The sequence below is a fragment of the Alkalihalophilus lindianensis genome (assembly GCF_032843265.1).
GTDB lineage: Bacteria > Bacillota > Bacilli > Bacillales > Bacillaceae_D > Alkalihalophilus > Alkalihalophilus lindianensis.
In genome coordinates this window covers 1,131,743-1,146,746 of sequence record NZ_JAWJBA010000001.1, presented here as the reverse complement: position 1 = coordinate 1,146,746, position 15,004 = coordinate 1,131,743, and the positions used below count along the sequence as shown (strand labels likewise).

Sequence of the window (15,004 nt, the reverse complement as noted above, 5' to 3'; positions counted from 1 at the left end):
TGGAAATGTCTGGTTATAATTTTTATAACCAGGCATTTTTTTGCCTTCTAATGATTTTTTTAAACATTCACTCAATAATTGTTAATTTAATTTTAACATAGCAATGTTGTGAATGGTGAAAAATTTGGAGGTGTCTTTTTTGAAACCAGAAATTATCAATGACCAAAGGATTAATTCCGATGAATTAGAAATCATCGAAAATTATGTTGATGAATTCCTTGATTATATAACTGTGATTAATAGTAAGCGCAGGGTTTATATTAAAGATGCTCTTATGAGTTTTTATTTGTACGTTGGGAAAGAATTCAATGACATATCAGAGTCTCACTGTATAGATTTCTTTAACTACTTAACAAGAGTCCAGAACTATAAAAAAGCTTCGGAGATAACTCTCAAGAACAAAATAGACTTTATTAAACAGTTTATTTCATATCTTTATCAGAAGGATCTAATTAACTTCCAGTTACAGCAAAAGCCAAACGTAAAAAGTATTGCTATCAGAAAGCCAAGAGTCAAAAAGGGAAAAGTTAAACTTCCTATCATTGTAGAAGAATTTATAACATATTTAGACCACCATAACTATCAAGGAATCAAATATTATAAGAAAAGAATTATGCGGTTTCATCGTTTTCTTACTAGTATTGGGCAAGACATCAATATCTTCCTTCAAGATGATAAACAGACACTTTTATATGAAGTAATTAATCAGTATGAGAAATTTTTAACAACTAAAGTAAATAATAAAGAGATCAAGTTGGCTACAGTAACTGGTTATTTAAGAACCATTCAATTATTTTTAAAATATTTACACAGTAAAAGTAAAGTGAGTAAGAAATATGTCATTCCTATTCAATTACGAGGAAGAGCGAAACAAGCTAATCAATATGTTCCTAAAGAAAAGATCATACAGCTAATGAATACTATCTATGAGCAATCTAACCATGTCCTACGAGACTTATCTATTTTTTTAATCATTGTAGATACAGGGTGTAGACCCATAGAAGTAGCAAATCTAACAATAGATGACTTTAAAGAATTGGAACGAACATTATCGTTATCATGCGCTAAAACAGAAAGAAGGAAGATAAAGGTAAGTACAGAGGTGGCGGAAGTGATAGTTAGTTATCTTTCTATTCGCGATAAGTATCATCCAAAGACCGAGAATTTATTTTCTAATAGTGACGGTTCAGCTATATCAAGTGAAGATATCAATAATGTTTTCTATTCACACAACTTAAAAGCTTTTGGAAAATCTCTATATCCGGCAAAGGCTTTTAGACATACTTACATTACCAATGCACTTGAAGAACATCCATTTGAGAAAGTTTCTAAAACTATTGGTCATAGAGAATGGAGGTCAACCTTCTATTACTATCAACGATCAAATAAGCGACTATTATCAAATACGTTAAATCTGAGCCCGTTAAGTAGAGGTGAAGAGAAATGTCCATAAAGAGACAAGCGACTATTGATTACACCGCACTATGTAAAGAGTTAGGAATTACAGTTGATGAATTATTAGAGCTAGTGAAGAACAAAGATAAGAAACTACCTAGTTCTTATCAGCATTCTTTTTTAGAGATCTTGAGAGAGTATTGTGAATATCTAAAGAAATTACAAGCGATGAATCGTAGAAGTAGTACTACAGTAAACACATACCTAAATTTTTTAGAAAGAGTAAGCTCCTTCGTTGTAAAGAATTACGACGGGTTATATATTTCTGACATAAATGAAGATGTTATTCTTGATATTCTTAAAAAAAGTGTGCCTAGAAAAGATAACAAGTTGGCTACGAATACTGTAAATAAATATATGGCGATTATTAGAAGCTTATTAAGGTATGCATACGAAAATGGGTATACTGAAAAAGATTTCAGGTATAGATTCTCTCTACACACTAGCTCTACTTTACCTAGATATTTAAATGAAGGGCAGATAGAACAAGTCCTTAACGGAGCCCTTCAAAAATCATATGGGTACCGTAAAAGGGCCATGCTACTATTCCTTCTTGGAACAGGCTGCCGAGTGAGTGAACTAACTAACTTAAAGATAAAGGACTTTGATATAAAGGAAGAACTTATTTTCATACGTAAAGGAAAAGGAAATAAAGATAGATATATCCCGATGTTTAAAGAAGTTAAATTAGCAGTATTACATTACTTGAAGATTAGTGGAGTCAAACAATGGAGATCCGACTTATCAGGGTATCTATTCTCACAAGATGAAGGGTTAGAAAGGGAAAGAAAAATTTTAGATAGAAGTGTACAGCTACTCGTACGAAATTTGTTTGATGAAATAGGACTAAGTAAGGACTTTACAGTGCACTCATTTCGCCATACATTTGCAGTTGAATGTTTGAAAAAAGGGATAAAAGAACAATACCTAATGCAGATGCTCGGTCATGAAGATCCTAAAACAACAGCTGTGTATACAAAACTACTTCCAAAAGATTTAAAAGGTGAGGTGATGAAATTTTATCCATTCCCTTTTGAAAACCTTTTAGATGATTTGGTTTAAAGGGGGGCCTATGAAAATTTTAAAAGAAGAAATTAAGTTTTTTTTGTCCACCTGTACTTACTCAGAACATTACAAGAATACTATCAGTAGGAGATTGGATGATTTTGTGAAGTATTTAGTAGAAGCAACCTCTGATGAAGAAGTACATTTGGAGAAGATTTACGAAACCATTAGTATTGACGGAGACTCTTTGTTTTTTTCCCCTTTAGACACTGAATTAGTGGAAACATATTTAACCGATCATCTCCACAAGAGTTTTAGTTGGCTTGAAGAAACAAAAAGATCGCTTCAAAGTTTCTTTCTCTACTTAAATAGGAAATATGATTTTCCTAATCTAATTGAAATGATGAACTTTAGAGTTGAAGAGCATAAAGTAAAACCTACCCCTGAAAAAAAGTATATTCCAACACGACATGACTTATTAAAATTTCTGCAGGTTCTGTTGAAAAACAGTTCTAATTTAGAAAGGGATGCTATAGTTTTCCTGTTATTAATTACTACAGGTAGCCGTCCTTCTGAGATATTAAATACAAAAGTGCAAGATATCGATTTTGTCAATGAAACCATTTATCGTAAAAAAACTAAAAACAAATCTAGTAAGTATATTATTTTGAGAGAAGGATTTGGCAAAAACCTTCAAAAGTATATCGAGAAGAATAATTTAACCGAGGATGATTATCTAATAAACAATAATGGTTCTCTTATGAACCTGGCTGAATTACAAAAGATATTTGAAGGTTATCTAAATGAAGCGAAATTGCCTTTCTCAACCCTTCATGCTTTAAGACACTCTTTTGCAACAATTATGGCAGAGAGTGGAGCAGAAATTATAGTTATTCAGCAGCTTTTAGGACATAAAAAGCTCAATTCTACAAATACGTATATAGCTAGAAATTATATAAGGAATTATGGAATGGAATTGCAAGCTAATAGAGAAATCTATTGTCATATAAAAAAGTTTAAGATAGATGGACAATAATTTTGATTATAAAAAAGTACCGAGGATGTAGACACTTAATTAACCTCATTAAATGATTTTAATAAAAATATCTTGGTGAAAAGAAGTGCTATTGTGGTGCTTCTTTTAATTTTTTTCACTGAACATAATGAGCTCACTTCACTTACTAAACATGCAGGAAGTTATTATTTATAAATAGGGATTAGGGAAGAGGTGAAGATTATTCGGTTGTTGTTAAGTGCTTTAACATATTATGGGCTAGGTTTAGTATTTCTATGTAATAATCAACTGGCAAATTTAAATTTGAGGCTGCAATATCAAAGGTCCTCCGAGTATAGAGGTATCCATTTTTCGCTTTTTCTTTCTCAACGCGTTTATCTTCGCAATTAATTTCTCATAAATTATCTGGCAAATAAAAGAGGGCATTTTGACGTTCTAGGCGTGTAATTAGTTCATCTACTTCATTTTTAAACTCTTCTTCTAAGAATGATAGCCATTCTTCTTCGGGCAACTGGTTAAATTTAAATCCATCATCCATAAATTCATTTCTCGGTCATTCCTCCTTAATTAGCATTTTTCGACACCCTCATTGGATTGTCCTTTAACTAATGATAATTTTCATCTTTTATTTATTAAGGGTAGCCTATTCCATGTTGATGATCGTCCAATATCCATGTAGTATGTTGCTTTATCACCCGGCCGGCTTGAGAAGCACACGATCTATACTACAAACCTAAATGGGAAAGAGCTGCAGCAGAAAATAGGAGCCAGAAACTTCTCCCGCATCATGCAGCAAACAAAAGCGGTCACGATGAGTGGACCGGATTTTCGATTAAAACATTTTATGAATAACTAAAGGGGATGACAAATATGAGCAAGCTTAAAATTGTAATCGATCTAGGTCATGGTGGAAAGGATCCGGGTGCTGTGTTTAATGGCTTATTAGAGAAAAATCTAGCCCTATCAATCTCACGTAACATCAAAGAAACGTTAACACAAAACTATGATGTGTTGGTACGTATGACGAGGGATAGTGACAAATTTCTATCACTGGAGGAGCGTGCGAAAATCGCTAACAACTGGGGAGCTGATTATTTCCTATCTGTTCATCTGAACGCAGGAGGTGGGACCGGTTTTGAGACATATATCCATCCAAATGCAAAGACACCTACAAAGAGCTTACAAGAAGCGGTTCATAACGAGATTATTAGTAGACTTGATTGTATGGATAGAGGAATGAAGAGAGGTAACTTTGCAGTGCTGCGATTAACGCAAATGCCAGCAGTATTAACGGAAAACCTATTTCTTGATCACACTCGGGATGCTCGCCAGTTAAAAGATCCAACCGTATTAAAAGCCATCGCACAAGGGCATGTAAATGGTTTGCAGCGCCTTCTAAAATTGCGACCAATGAAAGGAGGTGAGCCTGTAAAAGTAATGCCGCAATCCATCTACCGTTTACTTGTAAATGGGAAGCAAATTGGAGCGTTTGGTGAAAAGGAGAATTTATTAAAGCAAGTCACACAGCATCTTGGAACAGCCAATAAAATTGAACTAGAGCAGCTAAAATAGGGAGGATAATTAATGGGATCGGTATTAAAGGCCAGTATTAAAAAGATTGAAATAGTAAATAAAACGAGGAAAGACGAGTGGGATCAGTCGGTAAGGATTATACTCGGGGATATTGAGTTAAACAACGAGAATCTTATCTCACTGCGACGCTTTAGACCAGACGAGATTGTACATGTAAGTATTGATTCAGCGCTGATGAGCTTGTTTAATTTAGATAAGAAGAAGTCAGCTGTGGAGATATTTGGTGAGAATGTTAAAAAGGTAACTGAGCAAGATGAGAGTGTTGAGGGAGAAGAAGAGGATGATGATGAGTTTATGTATGAGGGAGATTATCGACCGCTAGGAGAAGGGGAGATGGTGGTGCAGGAATTTAGGATGTAGAGGGTATAAGAATATTTTTATAGTCTGATAGCATCATTTTTCCATAATATGATAAAATATAGGAGACGAATTAAAGATTAATATATTTGATTTAACCATCCCTTGCTAAGCATATATGGATGGTTTTTTTGATAAAGAATTGGAGGAGTGTAATGGGAGAGCAGTCACTTGAAATCTGGATTGGAATTGCAAGTGTTATTGGTGTTTTAATAGGGGGGTTTTGTACGATATTGGGAAGCTACATAGCTTCTTCAAGACAAGTAAAGGCCCAAAAAGAAATCTTTGCAGATGAAATAAATGAAAGATACAGTCAACAAAGAAAAGAATTGAAATTATCTCTCTTAGCTGATTTTATGGGACATAGAAATGCTATTGTTGGCAATTCTCCAGGAATGAGTCAGGCAAGAGGAATATCTGATAACTCTATATTTTTCTCTGCTTTAAATAAAATAGGAGTAATATTTTCAGATTCTCCTAAGGTATTAGATAGTTATAATAATTTCAGGAAGATTATTATACAGAAAGATATTCATAGTCACGCAAGAGAAATGATTAGAACAGGAGTAGGTATGACAGAATTAGTTGAAAGTCAAACTACAACTGATAGTGCTTTATATCAGCTGGCAGTTGGTATGCATGAAGATTTAAATATAATTCCACCAGATGAAGAGACCTTCTTTAAGCCGTTGAGAATGTAAATATGGATCAGAGGAAAAATTTAGGTGGAATTAATTATTGATTGTGAAGGGTTACACTTAAACTAACGGAGCAGGTTAATGGAAAAACTATTTCTTTGTAATTTAAAAGAGAGGGATAAATTATGAATTCCTATCAAATAAAGAAATTAGAACTCGAAGATTATTATAAGTGCAGTAATATTTGGGATATGGAAAAGAAACCGAAAATGGCTAAGATGTTTTATGATGAAATAAAAAGTGGAAACAGAATTACTTTTATATACTTAGAAAATAACGAGTTTATAGGTGAAGGATCATTAATTTTTATAAGCAATGTCCCAGATTATACAATTACAGATAAGCGAATTTATCTATCTCGAATGATTGTTAAAGAAGAGTATCGCAATCGTGGAATAGGGAGTATTATTGTTGATTATTTGATTGATTATGCTAAAAATCTTGGATATGAGGAAATAACACTTGGAGTAGATACAGATAATTTACACGCAAGGCATCTATATGAAAAGAAAGGTTTTACAACCGTAGTATATCTTGGGGAAGATGAATATGGTGAATACGTAAAACTTCTAAAAAAATTAAAATAGATTACCTGATAAATTAATATTAGAAATACTTCACTAACGGGGTGCGTTGATTTAACAAGGTCAGCGCACTTCTTATGCTAAGGGGCAACTTAGTTGAAGAATGCTGTAAAAGACGAAATAATGCATTTATAGTGTATGTAATAGTTGTATTCGTAAAAAGGAGGATTATATTTTTGAATATTTTAATTTTAGGTGCAACTGGACGAGTTGGAAGTCAAATAGTAACTTATGCCCTTCATGATAGACATCATGTTACTGTATTAGTTCGCACTCCAGAGAAGATTCAAATAAATAGTAATAATTTAACCATTGTTCAAGGGAATGTTTTAAATGAAAATGATATAGTACGTGCAATGGATGGGATTGATGTAGTTATTAGTGCACTAAATACTGATGGCACAACCACTCTATCAGAAAGTATGCCACTAATTATCAAAGCAATGGAAAACGAAGGTATACAACGAATTATCACGATAGGAACCGCAGGGATCTTACAAAGTAGAACTACGCCAAGCATACTCCGTTATCAGTCAAGTGAATCGAAACGTAAATCAACCCGTGCCGCAGAAGAACATCATAAAGTTTACGATATTCTGAAACAATCATCACTTGATTGGACGATTGTATGTCCTACCTATTTGCCAGATGGAGAAAGAGAAGGTCAATATCGAATTGAACGTAATTTTTTGCCAGAAGGTGGTACGAAAATATCAGTTCCTGATACAGCAGAATTTACTTATCGTCAAATAGAAAGTAAAGATTATGTCCAATCACGTGTAGGAATCGCCTACTAATAACATTCTCATTATTACTTGCTGCCACAAGGTGAAATTTATTGTTTTTGAAAATTGTACTTAAACAAACGGGTAGCATTCCTTTCACAAGGGATGCTTTTTTCTATGTTAAGGAAAAGGAAATTAATGTTAAACTAAAGGAGCAGGTTAGTTTAAAATGGAACTTTTAAAAAGGAGTTAACCAATGGAAAAGTGGGATTTATATGATAAGCATCGTAATAAAATAGAAAAACAAATAACCCGTGGAGATGAAATGACATCAGACGAGTTTCATTTAGTAGTACACGTATGTATATTTAATTCAAAAGGAGAGATGCTCATACAACAACGTCAGCCCTTTAAGCAAGGGTGGTCGAACCTTTGGGATATTACTTGTGGTGGAAGTGCGGTTGCAGGCGATACAAGTCAGCAGGCGGCTTCAAGAGAGTTATTCGAGGAGTTGGGGATTCATTATAACTTTGATAAGATACGTCCACAACTTACTATTAACTTTGAACGTGGGTTTGATGATTACTATTTAATTAAATATGACTTTGATTTGAATGAATTGACATTGCAGACTGAAGAGGTACAGGCAGTCAAATGGGCTTCTAAAGAGGAAATTTTAAAGCTAATCGAACTTAAAAAATTTATACCCTATTATGAGAGTATCATTGCGTTTCTTTTTGAGGGTAGACATCATTATGGCTCTATTCGTCTTTAAATGTAACGTGCAAGAATTAACTATATAAAGACCTTATGAGAACCCAAACAGAGGGTGTAATTGCATTGATTACGAATTTAAGGAATTAGGTTTTAAAAAAAGTAAAAAAGATTGTGAAGTATTTTACTTAAAGTAACGGGTGCAATCTTTAAAGAGTAATAAATTCAAAGGGAAAAGGAGAAATAAGATGATTACAATAAGTCCAATTGGCGTTGCTTATAATGAAAGACATGAAATTGAGGATGATTACTGGGGGGAAGTAGTAACCAAGATCATTTTGGATCGTACCCTTCCAGAGGAAGCTCTAAGTGAAATTGAGTCTTTTTCCCATTTAGAGATAATCTTTTATTTTCATTTAGTAGACAAAAAGAAAATTGTTACAGGTGCAAGATATCCAAGAAATGATAAAACTCTTCCTAAAGTTGGCATCTTTGCTCAACGTGGAAAAAATAGACCTAATCAATTAGGACTTACAACAGTAAAGCTAATTAAACGAGAAGGAAAAGAATTAACCGTGGCAGGTCTCGATTGCATTAGCGATACACCCATCTTGGATATAAAACCAGTGATGAAAGAATTTCTTCCAAAGGAGTCAATTGTTCAACCTAAATGGACAAATGATATTATGAAAAATTACTGGAGTTAACATGTATTAGTACTTTGTTTAGTATATTCCTTCCTACTTCTTATTAAGGTAAAGGTTGCATTCCTTCCACAAGGGATGCTTTTTTTATCACTAAAAAGGAAATTAATGTTAAACTGAAGGGGCAGATTCCTTAAATAAATAGATTTTGTATTATAAAAGCTCATTATACATATTTCAGAAAGAGGAGAGAGAAAAAGATGAAATTTACAGAAATTAAATTATTTACAGATAAATTAAAGGAAATGAAAGGTTTTTACAAAGATGTATTAGAGCTTCAGATTAGTAGTGAGAATACAAACGAATTCTCAGTTGAAATAGGTTCCACTACTCTAGTTTTTAAACAATCCCAGGAAGATTCAGAGCCATTTTATCATTTTGCTATAAATATACCAGAAAATAAAATGGAAGAAGCAAAGTCTTGGATACAATCAAAAATAGATTTAAATATTGAAAAAGAAGCGGATGAAGTCTTTTTTAAAAGCTGGAATGCTCATGCCATTTATTTTGAAGACCCGTCTGGAAACATTTTGTAATTCATTGCTCGTCATAATTTGAAAAATGGAATTGAACATCGTTTTTCTTCAGATGATTTCATCAATATTAGTGAAATAGGAGTAGTAGTAGATGAGGTAATCCCATTCGTTAGAAAGTTGAATGAATTAGGGATTCCTAACTGGAGATGATAGTGAAGGATTAACACCTGTTGGGGACGAAAATGGATTATTTATTACAGTTAAAGATGGTCGTAAGTGGTTCTTCTCAAAGAAAGATGCAGAATTTTATCCTTTTGAAGTGACTATTGCGGAGATGGGTGCATTTTCTTTTAAAAAGCAAGGTAATAAAGTTTCAATGGATTAAACCAGTATTAACAGTCTACAACTTATAGAGTGCATTATTAAAACAACAGCAGGAACGCTTTTTCAGTAAGATTAGAATTTAAATTAATATCGTATAATTTTGCATAAGAAAATGATGTTCCAGAGGAGGAGAGATAATTATGGTCCCATCCAATAAACCAGTATTAGAATTATTCCAATTTGATAAATGTGATATTCCAAATTTAATCGAGCTGTCTGCATCAGTTGGATGGGATTATGATGAAAAAGAAATTGGAACTGTTCTGTCATCCGGTAAAATATTCGGACATAAAAATGCCGAGGGGGAAATTGTGTCTAGTTCCGCAATCATTCCTTATGATACTTCTTTAGCTTCAATTGGTATGGTTATAGTTAATAAAAATTTTAGAGGTATGGGGTTAGGCAAAAAGGTTACTAAGGAATGTATCGAAAGTGTTTCTAAGGAAACGTCCATTATGTTGATTGCGACAGAAGAAGGAACACCCTTATATGAGAAAATGGGTTTTCATACCGTTGGTTTTGTCCATAAATATTTGTGTGATAATTATCAAGTTGATACTGCCCCACTAATTGACAGTCATATAAGCATTGAAGAGTTCAGTGAAATTGATTTTGAACAATTACTTAAGCTTGATGAGGGTGCATTTGGAGATAAAAGAACTCACTTTCTAAGAAATAGAATAAAACAATCAGAAAAATGTCTGGTTGTAAAAGATGAAATTGGAACCATAGTGGGATATGGACTTTCCATTTTAGGCCCGATTAATCTCATATTAGGTCCAATTGTAGCACCAGACTTTCAAAGTGCTTCTGTACTAATAGATAAATTATCTTCAGAGCATCAAGGGAAACTAAGAATTGATGTTCCGTCAGGTAATGATGAGTTTATGATGTTTTTGGAGAAGAAAGGATTTGTTAATGTAAGTCAACCTCCGATAATGGTAACCAATTCTCTCAATATGCCTTCTAGAAACAATACATTATTCGGGATTGCAGCACAAATTTTTGGGTAGTTGGTAAATAGTTCAGTATTGATAAAAGGGTAGCGACCGCGAAACAACAGCACTCGCTTTTCTTGCTAACGGGCGCGATGCTTGAACATGGCATCGTTTTCTTTGTTTCACTAACAAAGCATTTAATAAGGATAGTGGATATATATATGTCGAAAAATGAGATAACCGAGAAGGGGAAATTACTTTGAAAAATTTGAATGCAGTTGCACTTTATACATATATCCCTGGAATCATGGCAGTAATAACTGGAATGTATGTACTAATCAAGTTTGATACGAGTGAGGGCTTGGTGTTATTGATAAGTATAGGTAGTATGTTTGGCGGGATTCTTTTGGTAGGGATTGCTGAAATTATTAGACTGCTTTCAAAAATAAGTCGACAGATTGATGAAACCAAGTAAGAATATTAAAGTAACGGGAGAGTTTCTTAAATAAGGAAAGCATTTTTTTGCGCAACAGAAAAAGGAATTAATGTTAAAGTTATACTGAAAGTTATTCAAATAACGGAGCAGATTAGTACAAGATACAGAGTACGTTTTCATTTAGAATCTTGAACTTTTATTATCCATATTTTACAATGAAAGTTAATAATAATAATTAGAGTGCGATGAAGAAGAAGAGTAAACTTTTATGAACGCTTCAGAGAGCTGATGGTTGGTGAAAATCAGTGCGGGACTATTGTTGAATGGGCTTCTGAGCTACTAGACTGAAATAATTAGTAGGTTTAGCGGAATGTCTTACCGTTAAAAGAGACTAAGTATTGAAACAAATATACTGTTTCTGTACGGATTAAGTGCGTTTACTTACGTGAACGAATTAAGGTGGCACCACGGGTTACTCGTCCTTTTATTTTGGGATGGGTAACCCTTTTTGTATTTAATTTTATAATTTGAGGGAGGTTTATTTATGAGTAAAACTATATTAACTGGAATAAAACCAACGGGACAAATTCATTTAGGGAATTATATTGGAGCGATAAAACCAGCATTAGAACTAGCTAAAATTGAAGATTATAAAGCAGCATACTTTGTGGCTGATTACCATGGGCTTACAAAAATTCATAATGCTGAGGAATTTAGACATTTATCATACGGAATTGCAGCAACATGGTTAGCATTGGGACTTGACCCTGAAAAAGTAACCTTGTATAGGCAATCTGATGTGCCTGAAATTTTTGAGTTAAATTGGATATTGAGTTGTTTTACCTCCAAGGGTTTAATGAATAGGGCTCATGCTTATAAAGCAATTGTCGATAGTAATAAAAAATCAGAGAAAGATATGGATTTTGGTGTTAATATGGGTTTGTTTAACTACCCAATTCTCATGTCTGCCGATATATTGATGTTTAAAACTGAAGTTGTTCCTGTTGGAAAAGACCAAGTTCAGCATGTTGAAATTGCCAGGGATATTGCTGAATGTTTTAATAATGCCTACGGCGAGACATTTTTATTACCAGAGTACAAAATCCAAAAAGAAACATCTGTATTACCTGGATTAGATGGTAGGAAAATGAGTAAAAGTTATAATAATACAATCCCACTTTTTGAAGAGCCTAAAAAATTACAAAAGCTTATAAACAAAATCATAACGGATTCATTACCACCAGAAGCACCAAAAGACCCTGATATATCTCCAATCTTTATGCTATATAAAGAATTTGCTTCTGATACTGAAGTTGAAAAGATGAAAGAACAATACCTTCAAGGAATTGGGTGGGGAGATGCGAAAAAGGAATTGTTTAACGTGATGAATAGATTTATCGAAGAGCCACGGGAAAAATATAATGAACTAATGTCCTCCCCAGATAAAATAGATGCAATCCTTAGAGAAGGAGCAGAAAAGGCAAGAACTATTAGTTCTCCATTCTTAAAAGAGATTAAGCGTAAAATCGGTTTTAATGTATAAGTAATAAAGAGATATTGTGAAGGATTGCACTTCAACTAACGGGTAGCGTTATTTCAACAACACCAAACTCTGTTGTTATGGTAAATGAGGTCATTGGTAATAAAAAAAGGGATAGATATAGCAGATATATTACTGCTCACCTATCCTCTTTTCTATTACCCTTTTCAATGTTTGACAATTTATATACTAACTACAATATAGAAGATTTTAATTATTTCTTAACTTTTAATAAAAAACGAATAGGTCTCTTTTACTTAATCATAATAATGATCTTACGTTATTTGATCTAGTAATTAGAGATTGATCAAATAATGTAGCCACTTAATTATAATAGCGAAAAAGTCGAATTCATTGATTTGAGTTTTTACTTTCAGAAGTCACTAGTCATGAAATACTGGGTTTTAGAAAGATGAACCTAGTTAGCAAATTTTTAATTGAAAGTGGTTAAGGTGATGGTGGCTGGAGTCGTGTTTACTAAAGAGAGAATTGTGATTAATAAGTTTGGAGATCTTTAAAGAATGAGGAAGATAATGATTAGATTCTTGTCAGTGAATGTGAGGTATAGAATTTTAACTAGTGAGATAAATATGTACACTTGTTTTTGTGGGATTTAAGCTTATCTCGGTGGGAAGTAAAATCCTTATTATTATTTTCGTAATAACTTCCATAATTCTTCATGAGCTTCATAAATTAAATCCTTGAATTTTGATTCGCTCACTTTCAGCCGTTTAGCACAGATTTCAAATGTGGGGACATTTGGTTCTACATAGCCATTAATCTTATCAATCTCTACTTTGCTGACTTCTTCGTATGCTGACTTTTGAAGTGGAGATAAATAATTCAAAGCATTCATACGTTCTAAACTTTCAATCGTTTCTCCCACTTCATCTAGAAATTCTTCTAATTCATCATCGTTTAGGTGTTGGTCATAAAATTTATCCAACAGAATCACCTCCAGTTCTATTAATTAGATGTTTTTTAACAAAACCCTTCTAAAACATTAATTTAATTTGCATAAGAGTCAAGTAAATTGATAAATTTGATTATTAAGTGGAAGAAATTAATTTCATATTTCTTTCCTCTGTACTTAAGTAACGGGATTAAAACTTGCCATAAATCAGATATTTGTCTTATTTTGTCGAATCTATTGATACATTTGAACTATACCTTATAATTAAAAAGTAATACAAGATACCTATATTTTAATATGTTTTCTGATGATGGCAAACCTTTCGAAAGATAGGGACGCAAAGCTACGGACCTAAAGCAATTGCTAAGGTAGCCGAGTTACCGGACAAGATAGATTTGTGCTAGTAGTCTACCTTTTTTCTGGTAGGCTTTTTATAATTCTCACCCTTAATAGGAGTGAAGAAAGTGAGATTTTTGATGGGAGTAGATTGAATTATCGGCACTGTAACGAATTTCTTCAAAGAAAAAATGGGGGTGCAATAAAAAATAACCATTAAAAAAAACGTAGGAAAAACTTTTGGTTTATTAATTTTAAGGATTTTATATTGGAGGTTTCTATGAAGAAAGTAATTTTTTTAGTCCTGCCTTTGGCATTTATAACAATTGCGATTTGGTCAACGTTGATTTCGCAGCTCATGGATAATAATGAGATAGTGACTTATGATGGTCTTAATGTAGTGAAAGATGCAAATATGGCCTTTTCGAATACAGTTAAAGAAAGCAAACGAGATAAATATGCAGGTGAAGAGGGATATCAAAAAGCTGTAAAGAATCGGGTGATAACAACTGAGTATTTAATTGGAAATTGGGAGGGTAATGGAGAAATATCAAATGATAAAGCTGAAATAAACTTTTCCATGAATGAGCTTAGTATCAAAATTGAGGGAGAACCGGTTATGACTACAAGTTATACGTTATCAGAAGAATATAATCTTCAATTTCTTGACTTAATAGGGGAGTATGGTAGGACCTCCGTAAAAATAGAGTACATAGACGATAATGCGATTAAACTATATTTTCCTAATACATCAGATAATCTAAGTTTAGTGAGGGCAGATTTTACTGAATCTTATGATGAAAATGTAACTAATAATAACGTGGAAAATAAAACAGTCGAGACAGTTGTTGAAGTAATCCCGGATTCTTCTTTACAATATAATGTCTTAAATCATATCGATTCAAAAAATAAGGAAATAACCATATAAAAACTTTTACAATTAGAAAATATTAAAATAAATTACGGGGTTAAAAGCTTATCTGGTATAGAGAATGCCTTTAATTTAAAATCTTTCACAATAGACTACTCAGACTTAAGTTATGATCACACAGTAACTTTAGACTTATCTCCATTATCGCAAATTGAATCATTGAAAAATATTCGGGTATCTACTTATGTTAACCAAGTGTT

17 protein-coding genes, 1 riboswitch and 1 other annotated feature are annotated in these 15,004 nt (G+C 32.9%); of the genes, 15 read left to right on the top strand and 2 right to left on the bottom strand.

Annotated elements, in window-relative coordinates:
• The first annotated feature begins 139 nt into the window (after positions 1–139).
• Genes RYX56_RS06370 through RYX56_RS06360 form a run of 3 tightly spaced genes read left to right on the top strand, consistent with a single transcriptional unit; the run spans position 140 to position 3,496 of the window.
• Complete coding sequence (locus RYX56_RS06370; protein ID WP_317121217.1) at positions 140–1,453, top strand: tyrosine-type recombinase/integrase; 1,314 nt, start codon at positions 140–142, stop codon at positions 1,451–1,453.
• The gene (locus RYX56_RS06365) at positions 1,444–2,517 is read left to right on the top strand and encodes a tyrosine-type recombinase/integrase (RefSeq protein ID WP_317121216.1); all 1,074 of its coding nucleotides are present in this window, start codon (positions 1,444–1,446) and stop codon (positions 2,515–2,517) included. Before RYX56_RS06370 ends, RYX56_RS06365 begins: the two co-directional genes overlap by 10 nt.
• 10 nt (positions 2,518–2,527) lie before the next feature.
• Positions 2,528–3,496 (top strand): tyrosine-type recombinase/integrase, encoded by a 969-nt coding sequence (locus tag RYX56_RS06360; protein WP_317121215.1) that lies wholly within the window; start codon positions 2,528–2,530, stop codon positions 3,494–3,496.
• Between the two features lie 373 nt (positions 3,497–3,869).
• Here the strand turns inward: RYX56_RS06360 and RYX56_RS06355 are convergent, their stop codons facing one another.
• On the bottom strand, positions 3,870–4,013 hold the full coding sequence (locus RYX56_RS06355) for a hypothetical protein (protein ID WP_317121214.1): 144 nt from the start codon (positions 4,011–4,013) through the stop codon (positions 3,870–3,872).
• 332 nt (positions 4,014–4,345) lie between these two features.
• Between RYX56_RS06355 and RYX56_RS06350 the strand changes: the two genes are divergently transcribed.
• The 11 genes from RYX56_RS06350 to RYX56_RS06300 all read left to right on the top strand — a co-directional run bounded on the left by RYX56_RS06350 (position 4,346) and on the right by RYX56_RS06300 (position 12,627).
• Entirely contained in the window at positions 4,346–5,047 is a 702-nt protein-coding gene (locus RYX56_RS06350; protein WP_317121213.1) for an N-acetylmuramoyl-L-alanine amidase, read from the top strand.
• 12 nt (positions 5,048–5,059) lie between these two features.
• Positions 5,060–5,428 (top strand): hypothetical protein, encoded by a 369-nt coding sequence (locus RYX56_RS06345; RefSeq protein WP_317121212.1) that lies wholly within the window; start codon positions 5,060–5,062, stop codon positions 5,426–5,428.
• 152 nt (positions 5,429–5,580) lie between these two features.
• Positions 5,581–6,126: a hypothetical protein gene (locus RYX56_RS06340; protein ID WP_317121211.1), complete on the top strand. Its 546-nt coding sequence runs from the start codon at positions 5,581–5,583 to the stop codon at positions 6,124–6,126.
• A 122-nt stretch (positions 6,127–6,248) separates the two neighbouring features.
• Positions 6,249–6,710 (top strand): GNAT family N-acetyltransferase, encoded by a 462-nt coding sequence (locus RYX56_RS06335; RefSeq protein WP_317121210.1) that lies wholly within the window; start codon positions 6,249–6,251, stop codon positions 6,708–6,710.
• A 173-nt stretch (positions 6,711–6,883) separates the two neighbouring features.
• Positions 6,884–7,504 (top strand): NAD(P)-dependent oxidoreductase, encoded by a 621-nt coding sequence (locus RYX56_RS06330; RefSeq protein WP_317121209.1) that lies wholly within the window; start codon positions 6,884–6,886, stop codon positions 7,502–7,504.
• A gap of 184 nt (positions 7,505–7,688) precedes the next feature.
• Complete coding sequence (locus RYX56_RS06325; RefSeq protein ID WP_317121208.1) at positions 7,689–8,207, top strand: NUDIX hydrolase; 519 nt, start codon at positions 7,689–7,691, stop codon at positions 8,205–8,207.
• A 187-nt stretch (positions 8,208–8,394) separates the two neighbouring features.
• Positions 8,395–8,853, top strand: coding sequence for an SAM-dependent methyltransferase (locus RYX56_RS06320; RefSeq protein ID WP_317121207.1), 459 nt, complete (start codon positions 8,395–8,397; stop codon positions 8,851–8,853).
• 197 nt (positions 8,854–9,050) lie between these two features.
• Positions 9,051–9,386, top strand: coding sequence for a VOC family protein (locus RYX56_RS06315; protein ID WP_317121206.1), 336 nt, complete (start codon positions 9,051–9,053; stop codon positions 9,384–9,386).
• Between the two features lie 464 nt (positions 9,387–9,850).
• Positions 9,851–10,723: a GNAT family N-acetyltransferase gene (locus tag RYX56_RS06310; RefSeq protein WP_317121205.1), complete on the top strand. Its 873-nt coding sequence runs from the start codon at positions 9,851–9,853 to the stop codon at positions 10,721–10,723.
• 184 nt (positions 10,724–10,907) lie between these two features.
• Entirely contained in the window at positions 10,908–11,123 is a 216-nt protein-coding gene (locus tag RYX56_RS06305; RefSeq protein ID WP_317121204.1) for a hypothetical protein, read from the top strand.
• 197 nt (positions 11,124–11,320) lie between these two features.
• Positions 11,321–11,571, top strand: a binding site (T-box leader).
• Positions 11,572–11,628: 57 nt separating this feature from the next.
• A complete protein-coding gene (locus RYX56_RS06300; protein ID WP_317121203.1) occupies positions 11,629–12,627 on the top strand; it encodes a tryptophan--tRNA ligase in 999 nt (332 codons plus the stop codon).
• 646 nt (positions 12,628–13,273) lie between these two features.
• Here the strand turns inward: RYX56_RS06300 and RYX56_RS06295 are convergent.
• Positions 13,274–13,570 (bottom strand): hypothetical protein, encoded by a 297-nt coding sequence (locus tag RYX56_RS06295; protein WP_317121202.1) that lies wholly within the window; start codon positions 13,568–13,570, stop codon positions 13,274–13,276.
• A gap of 269 nt (positions 13,571–13,839) precedes the next feature.
• Positions 13,840–13,922: riboswitch (cyclic di-GMP riboswitch) on the top strand.
• A gap of 231 nt (positions 13,923–14,153) precedes the next feature.
• Between RYX56_RS06295 and RYX56_RS06290 the strand changes: the two genes are divergently transcribed.
• Positions 14,154–14,801 (top strand): hypothetical protein, encoded by a 648-nt coding sequence (locus tag RYX56_RS06290; protein WP_317121201.1) that lies wholly within the window; start codon positions 14,154–14,156, stop codon positions 14,799–14,801.
• Positions 14,802–15,004: the final 203 nt, after the last annotated feature.

Coding starts and splice junctions, on each gene's coding strand:
- RYX56_RS06350 (WP_317121213.1), top strand. CDS start 4,346: ATGAGCAAGCTTAAAATTGTAATCGATCTAGGTCATGGTGGAAAGGAT.
- RYX56_RS06335 (WP_317121210.1), top strand. CDS start 6,249: ATGAATTCCTATCAAATAAAGAAATTAGAACTCGAAGATTATTATAAG.
- RYX56_RS06290 (WP_317121201.1), top strand. CDS start 14,154: ATGAAGAAAGTAATTTTTTTAGTCCTGCCTTTGGCATTTATAACAATT.
- RYX56_RS06325 (WP_317121208.1), top strand. CDS start 7,689: ATGGAAAAGTGGGATTTATATGATAAGCATCGTAATAAAATAGAAAAA.
- RYX56_RS06300 (WP_317121203.1), top strand. CDS start 11,629: ATGAGTAAAACTATATTAACTGGAATAAAACCAACGGGACAAATTCAT.
- RYX56_RS06340 (WP_317121211.1), top strand. CDS start 5,581: ATGGGAGAGCAGTCACTTGAAATCTGGATTGGAATTGCAAGTGTTATT.
- RYX56_RS06365 (WP_317121216.1), top strand. CDS start 1,444: ATGTCCATAAAGAGACAAGCGACTATTGATTACACCGCACTATGTAAA.
- RYX56_RS06345 (WP_317121212.1), top strand. CDS start 5,060: ATGGGATCGGTATTAAAGGCCAGTATTAAAAAGATTGAAATAGTAAAT.
- RYX56_RS06360 (WP_317121215.1), top strand. CDS start 2,528: ATGAAAATTTTAAAAGAAGAAATTAAGTTTTTTTTGTCCACCTGTACT.
- RYX56_RS06315 (WP_317121206.1), top strand. CDS start 9,051: ATGAAATTTACAGAAATTAAATTATTTACAGATAAATTAAAGGAAATG.
- RYX56_RS06310 (WP_317121205.1), top strand. CDS start 9,851: ATGGTCCCATCCAATAAACCAGTATTAGAATTATTCCAATTTGATAAA.
- RYX56_RS06320 (WP_317121207.1), top strand. CDS start 8,395: ATGATTACAATAAGTCCAATTGGCGTTGCTTATAATGAAAGACATGAA.
- RYX56_RS06355 (WP_317121214.1), bottom strand. CDS start 4,013: ATGGATGATGGATTTAAATTTAACCAGTTGCCCGAAGAAGAATGGCTA.